The sequence below is a fragment of the Nocardia citri genome, assembly GCF_054065835.1.
On record NZ_JBSUQM010000001.1, the window covers coordinates 705,832 to 723,304 of the forward strand.

Genomic DNA, 17,473 nt, shown 5'->3' on the forward strand with positions numbered 1-17,473 from the left:
ATCGGCGCCGCTGTCATCCAGCGGTCGATCGGTCGATCTCCGGAATCTGTTCAGACCGTGCCGATTCCGGTGAAGCCCTGCAACGTGTAGACCGCGCAGGTTTTCAATGCCCCAGGCGAACAGTGCTCGCGGATGAAGCCCCAGTTTCGTTCCTCGGCTTCGCGCGAGGGCGACAAAAGATAGGTGCGGCAGAGTTCAGGGAAACGATCGGTGAAGAAACTCTTCGCGGGCAGCCACTCGACGCCGAATTTCGCTGACTCCTCCTGCAATACGTCCTCGGTGGCGATATTGGCGAATCCGCTGCGCTGGAACGGCAGGACATGATGGACGCGGTGTGAACTCAAGCCGGCCGCGAGAAAGCAGTCGATATAACGATTTCCGATCACCTTCAGGTCGTAGGCCTGCTCCACTTGATGAACGGCCCAGTCCTCGGTATCGGAGGCAGGGGGTTCCTCGGTTTCCACCTCGAAATCATGGCTCGCGACAACCAGGAAGGTACTGATCCACAGCGTCACCACGAATTGTAGTGCCCAGGCCCAGAAGTCGCCTGCCAGCGTGAAGACGACCAACTCGCCGAGTAGTAGCGCGCGCACGCCGAACGAACCGATGAAGTGCGGCAGTGCACCACCCCAGGTGCCGTACATATCTTTGATACCGACCTTGCGGGTCAGGCGGCAGACATCGAGGAGCCGAATGGTCATGCCGGTCACCGTGTGCCCGAATTTGTGGAGGGTGTGAATCGGCACCCGGTACAACCGAGGCACCCGCATCATCATCGTGAAGACGTTCTTCTTGATATCGACTTCACTCTGGGTATGCGGGTGGTGCAGCAGCGCGTGTCCGTCCGCCGTGACGAAAGCCAGTGCGACGTAATTGAAATCGAAGGTATTCGTATAGATCTTGTTCATGCCCTTTTGCGCGCGATGGATCGCGTAGTGGCCGAATCCGGCCAACGAACTACGCAGCAGCAGCATCAGGACGACGAAGACGGGCAGCGGCATCCAGCTGCGCTCGAACAGACGCAGACCCTGCACCGCGAAGTACGCGATCGCCAGCACCGCGACTACGATGTTGAAGATCGTGTCCATGCGCCGCAGGCGTGCGGCCAGTTCCGGCTCCTTCAGTCGTGCCTTGACCTTGTGCAGCAGATCGTCTTTATTGTCGAATCGGTATTTCGGTGTGTCCTGCCAGCTGTCGAAACCCTCTTTGAAAAGGAAGTCGGGTGCGTTGGCCTTGGGGTGGATGTCCTCGGGTAATGCATTGCGTCCCAAGGCATATATCTCCAGCATTCGTCCGATTCGTTCGGGATCGCGGTGATAGGACCCGATGATGGAGGTGATGTCGCGATTTTTCGTTCGCCCGATGAAGAACTCGCCGCCGGGATGTTCGGAGATCCAGTCACTCAGATCATAGGCTTTTCCGTTGTAAACCCACACATTCGACAGTTGCGGGCCACCACTGGGAGGCGGGCCGGGCGGTCTACGGAAGTCCCGCTCCTCCGCCTCCGACTGGCTGTTCGTCATCGCATTCCTCCGTGTCTGATCCGCGGTTCGGCGGCCGTTGTCGGCCCCGGGGTTATGGCGTGTATCGCGGATTGGCGCGGGGGCGCTTCATCCGGCGAACCGGATGTCCCCCAAAGGCACACACACTGCCTGAGGCTTCGTGACAGCATTGTGCTTCCAGCGCCTTACATCTCACTAAACAATCCCTTAAGCCGGTAACTTTCGCGTCGGATTCCCCCCGATCTCTGCGAGAAGACCGAATCAAGGGTAACGTCGGCTCCCGCGGCATGCGCGGCTCGCCTCTGAATTCGTTTTGCGAACGAGGTCGAGTTGACCTGTGCGACAGGCTAATCTGTCGGGCGAAATGCTGCACTGCACCGGGCGACAGCACCAGCTGTCCCCGTCAAACCATCCGGTCGTACCCGACCTCGCACTCTTCTGGGGGCAGAACATTGAGTGATCTGACAGCGCGAGCACGCACCTCGCACCGAATCCGACTTCGCCGACCGGAACTCGTGCCCGCCGTGGTCGCGGCATCGATGTTCGCCGCACTGGTGACGGGCTGTGACTCCAACTCCGACTCGAAGACCACCTCGTCCGCGCCGCCTTCGGGGCAGTTGCCCGATGCCGCGCAGATCGTGCAGGAGTCGGCGCGGACCACCCAGACCCTGCAGGCCGTGCACCTGAATCTGAAGGTGGACAACCTGACAACCCTCCCGGTCGAGAGCGTCTCGGCCGATGTGACCAACCAGCCGCAGGGCGCCGGCCAGGCGATCGGCGAGGCGAAGGTCCGGACCAAGCCCGAAGCCGACTTCATCCAGGCCAAGTTCCTGGTCGTCGACAAGCAAATGTACGCGCAGAGCGGTGGTTCCTCCGCGTACGCCAAAATCGGTCCGGCGGAACAGATCTACGATCCGGGCGTCATCCTCGACAGGGACAAGGGTCTGGCCAACCTCATCGCCCAGGTGAAGAACCCGAAGGTGGAGGGACGCGAGAAGGTCGACGGTACCGACACTGTGAAGGTGACCGGCACCATCGACTCCACGGTCATCGACCCCATCGTCCCCAAGTCGGGTGATCCGGCCGGGACGTTCCCGATCACGCTGTGGATCGCGGATGTCGCGCCGCCGGCGGGGGGTTCGGCATCGGCGCTGCCGTCGACGGCCGCCTCGCCCGGCACTGGCCCGAACCTGGTTCAGGCTGTTGTCAAGCGGGATCCGGGCACCATCAAGGTGACGCTGTCGGCGTGGGGTAAGCCGGTCGAGGTCACCGCGCCGCCGAAGTAAGGCGTAGATACCGCGAACCGGTCCGGGAATGCGTGACGGTGGCGGCCGTCATTCGCGCTCCCGGCCGGTTTCCGCTTTTCAGATGGTGATTCGGCGTTCCGGAATATCGAGGACCAGGCGTACGCCGCCGAGTGGACTGTCGTCGAAATAGGCTCGGCCGCCGTGTAATTGGGCCTGCTGGGCGACCAAGGCGAGGCCGAGACCGGAGCCGCCCTTACTGGCTTGGCTGCCGCGGAAGAATCGTTCGAAGACGGCAGTGCGTTCGTCGATGGGGATGCCGCGGCCATTGTCGTCGACGGTGATCATTATGTGTCCGTCGGGGATTCGGTGCGCGGAGACGACGGCCTCGGTGGCGCGGCCGTGTTTGACGGAATTGGCCAGCGCATTGTCGACCGCCAGGCGCAGTCCGGCGGGCAGGCCGCGGGTGATCAGTTCGGCGTCGGTATCGATGCGGACCGTGACGCCGGGGAAGTGTCGCATGGCATCGTGGGCGGCTTGATCGCACAGATCGCCGACATCGGTGTCGACATGATCGCGTTCGTGCGTCAGGTCGCCCGAGGCGAGACGTTCCAGTGCGGCCAAGGTAGTTTCCACGCGGCCTTGGCTGCGTTGCAGGTCGGCGAGGATTTCGGCGCGTTGGGCCTCGTTCAGGTCGAGGGTGCGCAGCACCTCGAGATCGGTGCGCATAGCGGTGAGCGGGGTGCGCAGTTCGTGGGCGGAAACGGCGGCGAAATCGCGTGCGGTCTCCAGTGCGGCGGCGGTTTCGGTCTGCGCCTGATCCACCCGCTGCAGCAGGGTGTTCACCGCTTCGGCGAGTTTTTCCGCCTCCCGGACCCCGGAACCGTCGACCGGCGGCTGTGGATTGTCCGGATCGTGGTAGCCGCTGCGCGCACCGACCTGTCGGGTGAGGTCGACGATCGGGCGCACCGCGCGGCCCGCGAGCAACCAGCCGAGTGCGGCGGCGGTGGTGATCGCCAGTCCGGCTCCGGCGAGCACCCAGCGCTGTTGCTCGGCAGTGGTGCGGGCCGCCTCTGTTGCCGGGATACCAAGGGAGACAACGCGTCCCGCGGGCTGGTTCTCGGTGGTGGTGAGTACCCGGAACGGGGTGCCGTTCACAGTGACGGTATGTGATCCGATCGGCTGTTCGGGCAGGCGGATGGGTGTGCTCGCCACGATCATGTTGTTGTCGCGAACCGTCACCGCCATGTCGTACGTCGGACCGACCAATCCGAGTACGCCGACGGCCAGTACCGAATCGATGAGCACCAATCGCGAGGCGATGGTGAGCTGCTGGTCGGTCTGGGCCAGGTTGTTGCGTTCGATGGCCTGTGAGGAAATCACGCCGATGAGCGTGACGATGATGATCGCGCCGACCGCGGCCGCAGCGGCCACCCGGGTGCGAAGCGAGAATGTGGGCCGCCGCCGTTTCCCGGGAGTCGCTGTGCCGGAAGAGTGCTGCGGCGTCATCGCCAACTCACTTGGGTGCTCGCAGCACGAACCCGACACCACGGACCGTGTGCAGCAGCCGCGGTGTGCCCTCGACCTCCAGCTTGCGCCGCAGATATCCGACGAAGACATCGACCACATTGGTGTCGGCGGCGAAATCGTAGCCCCACACCAACTCCAGCAGCCGCTCGCGGCTCAGCACCACGCCCACATTGTGGGCGAGGGTGGACAGCAGCTCGAATTCGCGCTTGGTGAGCTCGATTTCGCGGCCGTTCAGCAGCGCTCGGTAGCCGGCGACATCGACCTCCAGCGGGCCGACCGAAATCGCGCCCGGCGTGGCCGAGGCGGGGACGTCCGAGCGGCGGCGCAGCAGCGCCTTGATCCGCGCGACCAATTCGGCGAGGACGAACGGCTTGGTCAAATAGTCGTCGGCACCGGACTCCAGTCCGGAGATCCGGTCGTCGACGGAGGCGCGGGCGCTGAGCACACAGATCGGGACTTCATTGCCCAGGGCGCGCAATGCTGTCACCACGCCCGCGCCATCGAGCACCGGCATGTTCATATCGAGCACCACCGCGTCCGGCGCCTGCTCGGTCACGCTGCGCAATGCTTCGGCGCCGTCGCGAGCGACCCGCACCTGGAATCCCGACAAGCGCAGGCCGCGCTCGACCGACGCGAGCACATCCTCGTCATCGTCGACGACAAGGACGGTCGGATTCGCGCTGCGCTCGGTCACATCACTCATTGTGCTCGGCTCCACCGCCTCCCCGGATCGTTAGGCCATACCAGTAGCTGCCGCGATGTTCTCGTACAGGTCCTGCCTCGGGTGCCTCGGCATTTTTGGGCGTACCCGGCGAGTTATTCATGTTCTTACGAGACCAGTCGACCGGTCGGCATCCAGCGAGTCACATCGGCGTGTCGGATGGTGTCAGTAGTTGTGGCAGGTTTCGGCCACGGTGCGGATGGTCGCGGCCAGACCTGTGGCGCGCGGATCGTTCTCGGCGTCCTGTGCGGCGCCCGGGTTCTCGTTGATGGCGGCCTGGAGTTCGGCGCGCCGCTGTTCGACCGGCTGGTCGAACTTGCGCTGCAGTTCGGCCTTCTGGGTCGGGTTCGCATCGAGCATCGCCGCCAGCTGCGGGGCCTTGGCGTGCAGCGCCGCATCGACCTGCGCGAAGGTGCAGTCGGAGTTCAGCAGTGGCCCGGCCAGCGTCATCGGATCCGCGGTCGCGATGGCCGGGGAGACCAACACGGCCACACTGGCCATACCGCCCGCGGCGAGGGCGACGACGGCCGGGCGACTGCGGAAGATCTTCATTCTGTGCCTCCAGATTTTGCGGTGTGTTGCGTTTTCATTCGATGCGTTGATTCCAGCGCTCTAGACGCTATTGCCCGGCACTGGCACAGGTGTGAACTATCTCTGAGGATTCCCTGAGGGGTGAAACGAAATGCGATCGCAAAGTTATTACTGCACGATCGGATCGCCGTTGGGCGCAACGACTTCCGGACCGGGCTTCTGCGGGCGGCTGGCCCGGATCTGCATCTCCAGTGCGGCGAGCACCGAGGCATCTTCGATGGTGGATGGCACCTCGTAGGTATCGCCCGCGGTGATCTGCCGGATCGTCTTGCGCAGGATCTTGCCCGATCTGGTTTTGGGCAGTGCGGAGACGACGACGGCGTCGTGCAATGTGGCGATCGCGCCGATCTGCTCGCGCACCCGGGCGATCAGTTCGTCGCGTAACCGGTCCGGATCGATCTCGACGCCGGATTTGAGCACTACGTAGGCGATCGGCCGCTGGCCCTTGAGTTCATCGGGCAGGCCGATCACCGCGCATTCGGCGACGGCCTCGTGTCCGGCGATGACGGCCTCGATGCTGCCGGCCGAGAGCCGGTGCCCGGCCATATTGATCACATCGTCGCTGCGGCCGAGTACGTAGAGATACCCGTCGTCATCGAAGTATCCGGAGTCGCCGGTGAGATAGTGGCCGGGAAACGCCGACATATAGGAGCGTTGGAAGCGGTCTTCGTCGTGCCATAGCCCGGTTAGGGTGCCCGGCGGTAGTGGCAGACCGATGACGATATTGCCCTCGGTGCCCGGTGCGACCGGATTGCCCTCGGCATCGAGCACCCGCAGCCGGTAGCCCGGCACCGGCACCGACGCCGAACCGGCCTTGATCGGAAGTTGCTGCAGGCCGAGCAGATTCGCGCAGATCGGCCAGCCGGTCTCGGTCTGCCACCAGTGGTCCACCACCGGGCAGTCGGGCCGATCGGCGAGCAGTGTTTGGCTGGCCCATTCGTAGGTGGCCGGATCCAGGCGCTCACCGGCGCAGAACAGTGCGCGCAGCGCGGACAGGTCGTGGCTGTGGGCGAGTGCGGCATCCGGATCGGCCTTGCGGATGGCGCGCAGCGCGGTCGGCGCGGTGAACAGCACCCGCACGTTGTGCTCGGCGACCACCCGCCAGTACGCGCCCGCATCCGGCGTACCAACCGGTTTACCTTCGTAGAGCAGCGTTGTCGCGCCGACGAGCAACGGCGCGTAGACGATGTACGAATGTCCCACGACCCAGCCGACATCCGAGGCGGCCCACAGCACCTGACCCGGCCCGATGTCGTAGATATTGCGCATCGACCAGGCCAGGGCGACCGCATGTCCACCGTTGTCGCGGACCACGCCCTTGGGCTTCCCGGTGGTCCCGGAGGTGTAGAGGATGTAGAGCGGATCGGTCGCGGCGACCGGAACCGGATCGGCGGGTTCCGCATCGCGGACGGCGTCTTCCCAATCGAGCCATTGGGCCGCGATGGTCTGTGCGGAACTCGGAAGTGATCCGGTGGCGGGCTGCGGCGCCGAGAAGTGAATGGTCGGAAATTGTGGCCGTTGTTTGACGATTACGTGACGAGGTGCGCGCGTCTCGGTCAGATCCAAGGCCTGCAAAACGATCGGCGGGTATTCGATCGTCCGGCCCGGTTCGAGGCCGCCCGAGGCAGTGATGATCAACACAGGTTCGGCATCGTCGATGCGGGCGGCGAGCTCGGGTGCGGCGAAGCCGCCGAAGACCACCGAATGCACCGCGCCGATGCGGGCGCAGGCCAGCATGGCGATCACCGCCTCGGGGATCATCGGCAGGTAGATGACCACGCGGTCACCCGCACGAACCCCCAAACGCACCATCGCACCGGCGAACTCGGCAACCCGCGCGAGAAGTTCGGCGTAGGTGAAAACGGCTCTGGTGCCGGTCATAGCGGAGTCATATATCAGGGCGGGCTGATCGGCCCGGCCCGCCTCGTCCGTAGTGTCGCCACCGTGCACGTGCCGGTCGAGAGCGTTGAAGGAGGTATTGAGGCGAGCGTCCGGAAACCACCTGGCCATCGAGCGAGCCGTGGTATCGACGATCTGGGTCGGCGGGGCCACCCACTCGATCGCCTCGGCGGCCTCCGCCCAGAATTCCGCGGGATCGACCAAGCTGGTCTGATAGACCGGACGGTACGCCTGATGCTCCGGCCCACCCGTTGCCCGACCACCGCCCCCCACCGAATCGCTACGCGATGCTGTACCCAAACTCGTGACTCCCTAGCCTCGCCTCTGTGCCCGCCTCGATAGATCAGCACGATTGTGGCAGACTTCACGCGACGCCCGGGTGGGTGCCGCGACCTTTGGTTTTGCCAATTATCGGCAGGTCAAGGCCCGTAGCTACACTCAACGTCACCCAAGCTGTTATTGATCCGTTAGAATCTGATGTCACTTATTTGGGCCGTCGTAAACGCAATTTCTCGGCCAGCCGCAGTTCCTCGGCCAGCTCTGCCTGTCGAGCCAGCATGCGATTGTCTAGGTTCGCTGATGGCACGTGGTTGGGGCCAGTTTGGAAAGTGAGTGGGAGATGCGTGACGCCGCAAGGTCCGGCAGCAAACGCTGGGCGCTCGGCAACTGGGACCTGCGCTGGAAGGTTACGGCGGTCCTGGCCGTTCCGCTGGCAGTCGCAGTTGGGCTCGGCGTGTCCAGGATTACCACCGAGTTCGCCGACGCGAACCGACTGGATGCCGCCGCGAAGGGCATCGGGGCGATCCCTGCCGTCACCGCGCTGAGTGCACAGACGGCGACGACCGCCGGATCGCAGATGATTTCGATCATGCCGAACGTCTCGATCGTGTCGGACAAGAACCTGGCCGACCTCGACAAGGTCATCGCCGATGCCGAGGCGTCGGCCGGCAAGCTCGACGGTGTGTCCAGCGCGCGCGCGTCGCTGGACAGCATGATCACCCAGGCCAAGGCCGTGCGCGCCCAGGGCAAGAACGTCACTACGCAGACCCCGGCCGAAGTCATCGGCATGATCGACCGGGTCCGAAACGACGGTGTGCACATCGTCGAGACCACGGTCGGCCAGATCAGCGACCAGGCCATCGAGCAGGCGAGGCTGCGGCTGGTCGACTCACTGAACACGCGCGCGGCGCTGGTCGGTGAGGTCGCCGCATTCCCGGAGGTGCTGCGCGGTTCGGCGGCGGGCATTCAGAGCGCGATCACCGCGGCCAATACCGAGCGGGCGATGCTCAACGTCCTCGCCCACCGCTTTTCCGACGGCGACACCTCGATCGCCGATCTGCGGGCCGGTATCGACAATCGGATCTCGCTGTTGACCAGCCCGGAGGCGCAGTCCGGCAAGATCCCGATCGGTGATCTGAAGAATTCGCTGACCGGCAGCCTCGATGTCTACGAGCGCGTGGTCAACAAGTCCACCAAGGACATCGACTCGGCGATGAGTTCGCTGGTGTCCAACGCCAGTGCCGGCGCGTGGACCTACACGGCGGTCGTCATCGTGACCATCCTCGCCGCGCTGTTGCTCGCGGTCTTCGTGGCGCGCTCGATGATCGTGCCGCTGCACCGCCTGCGGCTCGCCGCGCTGCGCGTGGCCGAGAGCGATCTGCCGCATGAGGTCGCCCAGCTGCGTAATGGCGCGTCCCCCGAGGATGTGCCGCTGGAGCCGATGCCGATCCGCAGCGATGAGGAAATCGGTCAGCTGGCTCGCGCGGTCGACGACATCCACGGGCAGGCCCTGCGTTTGGCCAGTGACCAGGCGCAGATGCGTGCTCAGGTCAACGACATGTTCGAAACCCTGGCCCGGCGCTCCAAGTCGCTCGTCGACCATCAGCTCAGCTTGATCGAGGCGATGGAGTACGACGAGAAGGATCCGCGCCTGCTGGAAAACCTGTTCCGGCTGGACCATCTCGCGGCTCGTATGCGCCGTAACGGTGACAACCTGCTGATCCTCGCCGGTACCCGGCAGCGGCGCAGCAAGTCCGCGCCGGTCGAGATCGCGGACGTGCTGCGCGCGGCGATCTCCGAGGTCGAGGACTACGAACGCGTGAAACTCGGTGCGACACCGCGTGGTTCGCTGGTCGAGCCCGCCGCCTCGGATATGGCGCACCTGTTCGCCGAGCTATTGGACAACGCGCTGCGCGCGTCGCCGCCGGAGACCGACGTCAAGTTCACCTTCGCGCAGGGACACGACCAAGGCATGCTCATCGAGGTCGCGGACCGCGGCATCGGTATGCCGCCCAGCGAAATGGCCGATATCAACCGGCGGCTCGAGCAGACCGCGGCACCCGGTCCGGATACCGCACGACACATGGGTCTTTTCGTGGTCGGCCGATTGGCCGAGCGACACGGACTGACTGTGCGCCTGCGCCCGACCTTCGATACCGCTCGGGATCCCGGCGTCACTGTCACCGTGCAAGTCCCGGCCAATCTGATCGTGCTCGGAAAGGGCCAGACCACTGCGATGCCGCAGGCGACACCTCAGGTCGCAGCGGCCGGTCTGCAACGGCCGTCGGGCGCGCCGGCCATGCAGACGCGCGCGATCACCAGGACGCCCGGTGGCAATGTCATGGTCACCGTCGATCCCGGTGTGAGCGGACCGATTCCGGTGAGCAGTCCGGCACCGGCCGCGGGTAGTGGTCCGATTCCGGCGGCGGGCGGGCTGCCGCAGCGTTCACCCGGTTCGACCATGGCCTCGGGTGCCTCCGGACTGCGTCAGGAGTCGGCCCAGTCGAGTCCGTCACTGCGGCCAGCCCCCGGACAGGTAACAAGTGGTCCGCAGCGCGGCAAGCTCGCTGCGGCCAATCTGCCGCGGCGCAATGTCACCCCGGGCGGTCCGCCGCCCAGTCGGCCGGGTGCCGAGCCGACGGTCTCCGGTGGTGGTCTGCCGCCGCGGAATCTGAATTCCGGTGGGCTGCCGCAGCGTCAACCAGGCACGAATGGTGTGCCGCAGCCAGAGGGCGGCCAGACCGGTGGTGGTCTGCCGCAGCGTCATCCGGGTACCAATGGGGTACCGCAGCGCGAGGGCGCGGGCGGTCAGCCGCAGCGTTCCTCGGGGCCGAACGGTGTGCCGCCGCGCGAACCGGCTGCCGGTGGTCTGCCGCCGCGCGAACCGGCTGCCGGCGGTCTGCCGCCACGCGATACCGGATCGGGTCTGCCGCAGCGGGAAACATCGAATGGTCTGCCGCAGCGTGCGGCGGGTTCGAACGGACTGCCGCAACGAGAGCCGGGTGCGACCCCCGGTCTGCCCCAGCGTCAGTCGCCTGCCAACGGTCTGCCGCAGCGGGAAACGTCGAATGGCCTGCCGCAGCGGGATGCGTTGGGTGGTCCGCCGCAGCGGGAAGCAACTGGTGGTTTGCCGCAGCGTGAGGGCGCGGGTGGTTTGCCGCAGCGTGATCCGTTGCGTGATCCGTTGGACAGTTTGCCGCAGCGGGAATCCACGGGTGGTCTGCCGCAGCGTGAGAGCTCTGGTGGTCTGCCGCAGCGGGAAACAACTGGTGGTTTGCCGCAGCGTGAGGGCGCGGGTGGTTTGCCGCAGCGTGATCCGTTGCGTGATCCGTTGGAAAGTTTGCCGCAGCGGGAATCCACGGGTGGTCTGCCGCAGCGTGAGAGCTCTGGTGGTCTGCCGCAGCGGGAAACAACTGGTGGTTTGCCGCAGCGTGAGAGCATGGGCGGTTTGCCACAACGGGATTCCGCCTCGAATGGTCTGCCGCAGCGTGAGTCCGGTCTGACCGGCATCACCGGTTCGAGTTTGCCGCAGCGGGATTCCGTATCCGGTGGTTTGCCGCAGCGTGATGCTCTTGGCGGTTTGCCGCAGCGTGAGAGCACCGGTGGTCTGCCACAGCGGGATTCGTTGGGTGGTCTGCCACAGCGGGATTCGGTCTCGAATGGTGTGTCGCAGCGTGAGTCCGGTCTGCCGGGCACCCCGCCGCGGGATACCGGTTCGAGTTTGCCGCAGCGTGAGAGCACCGGTGCTCTGCCGCAGCGGGAACCCACGGGTGGTCTGCCGCAGCGTGATTCGGCCCCGAATGGTCGGCCGCAGCGGGAGCCCGATGCCACCGGCCTACCGCAGCGTCAGTCGCCTACCAACGGTCTGCCGCAGCGTGAGGCCCCGAACGGTCTGCCGCAGAGTCAGTCGGGTGCGCAGGCGCTGAACGGCTTGCCTCAGCGCGACGGCCTGCTACCTTCCCGCGACAGCCTGCCGCAGCGCGAGTCGGGTCCGACCGGTCTGCCCCGGCGCGATCCGGGTGCGACCGTACTGCCGCGCAAGGAAGTTCCGCCGGGCGTCGGCCTGCCGCGACGCGATCGCGGTGCGGCCCAGCCCGCGGCCGGCGGCGCGACGCCCGCGGTCTCGGAGAGCGAGGCGACGACCGCACCGCGCGATCCGGGTAGGCACAGCTTCAAGCCCGATCCGGAGAAGGCGGCGTCGTTCTTCCAGACCAGGTTGCAGCCCGCGGTCGACTCTGATTCGGTGATGGGCGGGACGCCGATCTTCGCGGAAATGATGTCGGCGTGGCTTTCGGATCCCAACCAGGACCGGTCCCAAGCAGCCGCCTCCTTCGAATCACCGGGCGACGAGGGCTGGCAGGCGGCTCGCCGCGCCAGCGAGGCCCAGGCCGAAACAAAGACGGCCGCCGGTTTGCCTCAACGCAATCCGGGCGGGAGGCTGGTCCCCGGCGGTGTCACCGGCAACGCCGATCGCGCGCCGCGTCGCGATCCAGAAACGATCAGGTCCAGCTTGAGTCGTCACCAGCAAGGCGTCCGGGATGGCCGCGCAATGAAGGCAATGAACCTAACCGGAGATAAAGGAGACCGATGAACCCCGATCTAGGTGGTACGAATCGTCAGCTGGATTGGCTGGTTTCGAACTTCGCCAACGAGGTTCCTGGCGTAGCTCATGCCGTTCTGGTCTCGGCTGACGGCCTACTCATGGCGGCGAGCGCGCAGCTGCCGGTGGACCGTGCCGAGCAGCTCTCGGCTGTTACCGCCGGACTGGCCAGCCTCTCGGTAGGCGTTTCGAACCTGTTCGAGGGCGGCACCGTGCTGCAGTCAGTGGTCGAGATGGAGCACGGCTACCTGCTACTCATGGCGGTCGGCGACGGCTCGTATCTCGCGGTATTGACCAATACTTCCTGCGATATCGGCCAGGTGGGCTACGAAATGGCCCTGTTGGTCGAGCGTGTTGGCCAGACGGTGCAGGCCACGCCACGCGTCACGATGGGTTCCTGATGGTGGGATGGACATAGACGATCACCGCATGGGGAGCGCCGAGCCGAGTCTCGTTCGCCCATACTCCTTGACTGCGGGCCGTACCAGGCCCGCGGTCGAGTTGGCGTTGGAGGCGCTTGTCGCATCGCATCCGGTCGCCCTGGAGCGGCAGTTCGAACTGACCAACATCGAGACGTCCATCGTGGAGTTGTGCAGAGAATCGCCGTCCGTTGCTGAAGTGGCAGCGCGTTTGGGTATTCCCATCGGGGTGGCCCGCGTGCTCGTGGCCGACCTCATCGAGGCCGGGCATGTGCGAGTTTCGGCGACTTTGAAAGACGATTCCAGCGACGATGAACGTCGCGAGCTGATCGAAAGGGTTCTCAGTGGACTCCGGCGTATTTGATTCGACGGCACAGGTCGATACGCGCACCAGCAAGCCGACTTCGGCAAAGATCGTGGTCGCTGGCGGCTTCGGTGTCGGTAAGACCACGTTGGTGGGTGCCGTCTCGGAGATCGTTCCGCTGCGCACCGAGGCATTGGTGACCAATGCCAGTACCGGAATCGACAATCTGACCGGCATTCCGATGAAGTCGACCACCACGGTGGCGATGGACTTCGGCCGGATCAGTCTGGCCGACGATCTGGTGCTGTACCTGTTCGGTACACCGGGCCAGTACCGCTTCTGGTTCATGTGGGACGACCTGATCCGCGGCGCCATCGGCGCGGTGGTCCTCGTCGACACCCGCAGACTCGAGGACAGCTTCGCGGCTGTTGACTACTTCGAGGCGCGCAATCTACCGTTCCTGGTTGCGCTCAACGAATTCGACGACGCACCGCGGTATCCGATCGAGGACATCCGCCAGGCGCTCGCAGTGCCTGCGGATGTGCCGATCCTGTCGATCGACGCTCGTCGTCGCGAGCCGGCCAAGCAGGCTCTGGTCTCGCTCACCGAGTACGCCCTACGCAAGGTAATGCAGGGCTACTGAGCGTTCGCGCTTACCGCGTCGGCCCCGAATCGAGTGGCTAAGCTCGCTCGATGAGGATTTCGGCGCGGGAGTTGCTCGGGCAACTGCTCGACTCGGACTCGTTTATCAGCTGGGACCGGCCACCGGTGACGGTGGCCGCATCCCCGCGGTATCGCGTGGAGCTGCGCAAGGCGGAGCTGGCGGCCGGCACCGATGAAGCCGTGCTGACCGGCGAAGGTCTGCTGCGTGGTCGACGCGTGGCCGTAATCGCCTGCGAGTTCGGGTTTCTGGCGGGTTCGATCGGGGTGGCCGCGGCCGAGCGCATTGTCTCGGCGGTTGAGCGAGCCACCGAACTCGGGCTGCCCCTGGTCGCGTCCCCGACCTCCGGCGGCACCAGAATGCAGGAGGGCACTGTCGCTTTCGTGCAGATGGTGAAGATCGCGGGTGCGGTCGCGGTGCACAAGGCTGCCGGTCATCCGTATCTGGTCTATCTGCGCAATCCCACGATGGGCGGCGTCTTCGCGTCCTGGGGTTCGTTGGGGCACATCACCTTTGCCGAACCCGGTGCCCTCGTCGGCTTTCTCGGTCCACGCGTCTATAAAGCGTTGTACCGCAGGGATTTTCCGGAGGGCGTGCAGGTTGCGGAGAATCTGTACCGCAGTGGCGTGATCGACGGCGTACTGCCGGTTGCGGTGTTCCGGCGGGTCGCGCATCGTGCGTTGGGTGTGCTCAGCGGTGTGGCGGATCCTGTTGCGGCGGAATCCGGTTGGGCCGCACCCGGGCATGCGATCGTGCAGGCGGCACCGGATGTTCCGGCCTGGGAATCGGTTCGGATCTCGCGCCGCCCAACGCGTCCCGGTATCCGTGACCTGTTACGCCATGTGACGCAACGGGTTCCGCTCAGCGGTACCGGTCAGGGCGAATCCGATCGCACCATCGTGCATGCGCTGGCCCGATTTCGGGGACAGCCGTGCATTGTGTTCGGCCACGACCGCTCGGGTCAGCAGGGTGAGCACACCATGGGTCCCGCCGCGTTGCGTGAGGCCCGGCGCAGTATGGCACTGGCCCAGGAATTGCGGCTGCCATTGGTCCTGGTGATCGATACGGTCGGTGCTGCCCTGTCGAAGGAGGCCGAGGAGCGTGGGCTCGCCCCCGAAATCGCCCGCTGCATAGCCGATCTGGTGACTCTGCAGACCCCGACCGTATCGGTGCTGCTCGGTCAGGGCACCGGCGGCGGAGCGTTGGCCCTGCTCCCCGCCGACCGTGTCCTGGCCGCCACGCACAGCTGGCTCGCACCGCTGCCGCCCGAGGGCGCGAGTGCCATCGTTCACCGCGATACCGACCATGCCCCCGAACTGGCCGAAGCGCAGCGCATCCGCGCCACCGACCTGCTCGCCGACGGTGTCGTCGACCGCATCGTCCCCGAATTTCCGGACGCCGCCGACGAACCGGTCGAATTCGCCCGCAGGATGGTCGCCGCCATCGCCGACGAAATCACCGGGCTGTGCACCTGCCCGCTGGCCGAAATTCGTGCTTCCCGCCATACCCGCTATCGCCGCCTCGGCCTCCCAAGCCTTGATCAACCCCGGTAACCAGCGCAAATGCGGCAAATTTCGATAAACCAGTGGTCAACACACCGGAGGTCCTCGTTGACGACTCGGCGCGGCACTTCTACGGTCGGATTGTGACCTTCAAAAGCGAGACCAGCGCCATTCCCTCGATCGTGCTGAACGACGGGAACGTGATCCCGCAGCTCGGCTTCGGTGTGTTCCAAGTACCGCCGGAGGACGTCCAGCCGGTCGTCACCGCCGCGCTGGAGGCGGGCTATCGCAGCATCGATACCGCCGCGATCTACGGCAATGAGGAGGGCACCGGCCGTGCCATCCGGGAATCCGGGCTGCCGCGCGATGAGGTATATGTCACCACCAAGCTGTGGAATTCCGAGCAGGGCTACGACTCGACGCTGCGCGCCTTCGATGCCAGCATGGCTCGGCTCGGCCTGGACTACCTCGATCTCTATCTCATCCACTGGCCGGTGGTGCAGGCCGATCGCTTCGTCGAGACCTTCAAGGCTTTCCAGACGCTGAAGGCGCAGGGCCGGGTCCGCTCGATCGGAGTATCGAACTTCACCGTCGCTGCTCTGGAGCGGATCATCGGTGAGACCGGCGAGATCCCGGCCGTCAACCAGATCGAACTGCATCCGCGGTTGGCCCAGGGTGAGCTGCGCGCGTTCCACGATGCGAATGCCATTGCCACCGAAGCATGGAGCCCGCTCGGGCAGGGCGCGCTGCTCGACGATCACACCATCGTCGCCATTGCCGGCGAGATCGGCCGCACCCCGGCCCAGGTGATTATCCGCTGGCACCTCCAGCAGGGCATTGTGGTCATCCCGAAGTCGGTTACCCCGTCTCGCATCGCCGCCAATTTCGACGTCTTCGGTTTCGAACTCACCGGAGATCACATGAATGCCATCAACGAACTCGACCAGGGTGCCCGCATCGGTCCGGATCCGACCGACTTCACCATGGGGCTCCTCTGAAGTATTTCAGCGCAGGCCGAGGTAGGCCGTGAGTTCTCGGGCGGCGGCGCGGCCGGCTCGGTTGGCGCCGATGGTGCTCGCGGATGGGCCGTAACCGATCAGGTGGATCCGCGGGTCGACGGCTACCTGGGTGGCGAGGCGGCCGGTCATGGTGATGCCACCGACCGGACCGCGCAGGCGTAGCGGGGCCAGATGGTCCAGGGCACTGCGGAATCCGGTCGCCCACAGAATCACATCGGCGTGCTGGAACGAGCCGTCGGCCCAGCGCACCCCCTCCGGTTCGATACTCGCGAACATCGGATGCCGCCGCAGTGCCCCGCGGGCCTGTGCGGCGCGCAGCCGATTGTCGAGCCGCAATCCGGTGACCGACACCACCGAACCCGGCGGCAGGCCATGTCGCACCCGATCCTCCACGATGGCGACGGCGGCGCGGCCATCCGCCTCGGCGAATGGTCCGTCGCGGAATACCGGTTCGCGTCGAGTCACCCAGGTTGTGGTGGTGACCTGTGAGATCTCGTCGAGCAACTGAACCGCTGACACTCCGCCGCCGACCACGACGACATGTTTGCCGCCGAACTCATCGGCGGTGCGGTAGTCGTGGGTGTGCAGTTGCCGTCCGGTGAACGTCTCCGCACCCGGATAATGCGGAATGAAGGGATGCTCCCAGGTGCCGGTGCCATTGATCAGGCCGCGCACCCCGATCGTGCCCGCGGTATCGGTCTCGACATTCAGCGTCGTGCCCCGCCCCGCCGCGAGATCCGGCCCCGCGGCACATGGGGTTCCGTCGGTATTGCGATCGCAGACCACGGTCACCGAGACGGGTCTGCGCACCCGTAGATCGAATCGTTTCTCGTACAGCTCGTAATAGCGCGGCACCGCGGTGGCCGCGGGCACCGCTTCGGAATCAGGTGGCAAGGTCTCGGCAAATGACATGCCCGGAAGGTCGTGTAGCCGGTTGACGGTGGTCAGGGTGAGCGACGGCCATCGAGACTGCCAGGCCCCGCCGGGTCCGGGTGCGTGATCGACCACGAGGAAGTCCCGTTCGGGGCGCAATCCGAGGCGCTGCAGGTGGTAACCGGCCGACAGCCCGGCCTGACCAGCACCGATCACCAGGATGGAGAAGTCTGTCGGCACGAACCGAGATCGTATCGGCTCGGTCGGTATGTGCCGCGACCTGTGGCACAGTTGATGTAACCACTAGAACCGGTCAGTTGGGGAGAAGG

Annotated in this window: 13 protein-coding genes; 7 read left to right on the plus strand and 6 right to left on the minus strand. The window is 65.5% G+C overall.

Annotation, left to right across the window (positions count from 1 at the left end):
- Positions 1–50: 50 nt before the first annotated feature.
- Entirely contained in the window at positions 51–1,523 is a 1,473-nt protein-coding gene (locus ACW2Q0_RS03335) for a cytochrome b5 domain-containing protein (protein ID WP_457185892.1), read from the minus strand.
- Between the two features lie 431 nt (positions 1,524–1,954).
- On the opposite strand from ACW2Q0_RS03335, the gene ACW2Q0_RS03340 reads away from it, so the two are divergent.
- Positions 1,955–2,788, plus strand: a complete 834-nt coding sequence (locus ACW2Q0_RS03340) for an LppX_LprAFG lipoprotein (protein ID WP_457185894.1) — start codon at positions 1,955–1,957, stop codon at positions 2,786–2,788.
- 78 nt (positions 2,789–2,866) lie between these two features.
- Here the strand turns inward: ACW2Q0_RS03340 and ACW2Q0_RS03345 are convergent, their stop codons facing one another.
- From ACW2Q0_RS03345 to ACW2Q0_RS03360, 4 genes are all read right to left on the minus strand, one after another.
- Positions 2,867–4,255, minus strand: coding sequence for a sensor histidine kinase (locus ACW2Q0_RS03345; protein WP_457185896.1), 1,389 nt, complete (start codon positions 4,253–4,255; stop codon positions 2,867–2,869).
- Positions 4,256–4,262: 7 nt separating this feature from the next.
- A complete protein-coding gene (locus ACW2Q0_RS03350) occupies positions 4,263–4,979 on the minus strand; it encodes a response regulator transcription factor (RefSeq protein ID WP_457185898.1) in 717 nt (238 codons plus the stop codon).
- 183 nt (positions 4,980–5,162) lie between these two features.
- The gene (locus ACW2Q0_RS03355) at positions 5,163–5,549 is read right to left on the minus strand and encodes a hemophore-related protein (RefSeq protein WP_457185900.1); all 387 of its coding nucleotides are present in this window, start codon (positions 5,547–5,549) and stop codon (positions 5,163–5,165) included.
- A 147-nt stretch (positions 5,550–5,696) separates the two neighbouring features.
- Entirely contained in the window at positions 5,697–7,760 is a 2,064-nt protein-coding gene (locus tag ACW2Q0_RS03360) for an AMP-binding protein (RefSeq protein WP_457186123.1), read from the minus strand.
- A gap of 346 nt (positions 7,761–8,106) precedes the next feature.
- On the opposite strand from ACW2Q0_RS03360, the gene ACW2Q0_RS03365 reads away from it, so the two are divergent.
- The 6 genes from ACW2Q0_RS03365 to ACW2Q0_RS03390 all read left to right on the plus strand — a co-directional run bounded on the left by ACW2Q0_RS03365 (position 8,107) and on the right by ACW2Q0_RS03390 (position 16,250).
- The gene (locus tag ACW2Q0_RS03365; RefSeq protein WP_457185903.1) at positions 8,107–12,357 is read left to right on the plus strand and encodes an ATP-binding protein; all 4,251 of its coding nucleotides are present in this window, start codon (positions 8,107–8,109) and stop codon (positions 12,355–12,357) included.
- Positions 12,354–12,767 carry a roadblock/LC7 domain-containing protein gene (locus ACW2Q0_RS03370; protein ID WP_011207200.1) on the plus strand — a complete coding sequence of 138 codons (414 nt, stop codon included), beginning with the start codon at positions 12,354–12,356 and terminating at the stop codon, positions 12,765–12,767. The genes ACW2Q0_RS03365 and ACW2Q0_RS03370 overlap by 4 nt, the downstream gene beginning before the upstream one ends.
- 7 nt (positions 12,768–12,774) lie before the next feature.
- Positions 12,775–13,149, plus strand: coding sequence for a DUF742 domain-containing protein (locus ACW2Q0_RS03375; RefSeq protein WP_040686485.1), 375 nt, complete (start codon positions 12,775–12,777; stop codon positions 13,147–13,149).
- Entirely contained in the window at positions 13,130–13,732 is a 603-nt protein-coding gene (locus ACW2Q0_RS03380; protein ID WP_174414979.1) for a GTP-binding protein, read from the plus strand. Before ACW2Q0_RS03375 ends, ACW2Q0_RS03380 begins: the two co-directional genes overlap by 20 nt.
- Positions 13,733–13,782: 50 nt before the next feature.
- On the plus strand, positions 13,783–15,303 hold the full coding sequence (locus ACW2Q0_RS03385; RefSeq protein ID WP_457185905.1) for a carboxyl transferase domain-containing protein: 1,521 nt from the start codon (positions 13,783–13,785) through the stop codon (positions 15,301–15,303).
- 92 nt (positions 15,304–15,395) lie between these two features.
- The gene (locus ACW2Q0_RS03390; protein ID WP_457185907.1) at positions 15,396–16,250 is read left to right on the plus strand and encodes an aldo/keto reductase; all 855 of its coding nucleotides are present in this window, start codon (positions 15,396–15,398) and stop codon (positions 16,248–16,250) included.
- Positions 16,251–16,256: 6 nt separating this feature from the next.
- Here the strand turns inward: ACW2Q0_RS03390 and ACW2Q0_RS03395 are convergent, their stop codons facing one another.
- Positions 16,257–17,384, minus strand: coding sequence for an NAD(P)-binding domain-containing protein (locus tag ACW2Q0_RS03395; RefSeq protein WP_457185909.1), 1,128 nt, complete (start codon positions 17,382–17,384; stop codon positions 16,257–16,259).
- Between the last annotated feature and the right edge of the window lie 89 nt (positions 17,385–17,473).

Coding starts and splice junctions, on each gene's coding strand:
- ACW2Q0_RS03335 (WP_457185892.1), bottom strand. CDS start 1,523: ATGACGAACAGCCAGTCGGAGGCGGAGGAGCGGGACTTCCGTAGACCG.
- ACW2Q0_RS03345 (WP_457185896.1), bottom strand. CDS start 4,255: ATGACGCCGCAGCACTCTTCCGGCACAGCGACTCCCGGGAAACGGCGG.
- ACW2Q0_RS03350 (WP_457185898.1), bottom strand. CDS start 4,979: ATGAGTGATGTGACCGAGCGCAGCGCGAATCCGACCGTCCTTGTCGTC.
- ACW2Q0_RS03355 (WP_457185900.1), bottom strand. CDS start 5,549: ATGAAGATCTTCCGCAGTCGCCCGGCCGTCGTCGCCCTCGCCGCGGGC.
- ACW2Q0_RS03365 (WP_457185903.1), top strand. CDS start 8,107: ATGCGTGACGCCGCAAGGTCCGGCAGCAAACGCTGGGCGCTCGGCAAC.
- ACW2Q0_RS03370 (WP_011207200.1), top strand. CDS start 12,354: ATGAACCCCGATCTAGGTGGTACGAATCGTCAGCTGGATTGGCTGGTT.
- ACW2Q0_RS03375 (WP_040686485.1), top strand. CDS start 12,775: ATGGACATAGACGATCACCGCATGGGGAGCGCCGAGCCGAGTCTCGTT.
- ACW2Q0_RS03385 (WP_457185905.1), top strand. CDS start 13,783: ATGAGGATTTCGGCGCGGGAGTTGCTCGGGCAACTGCTCGACTCGGAC.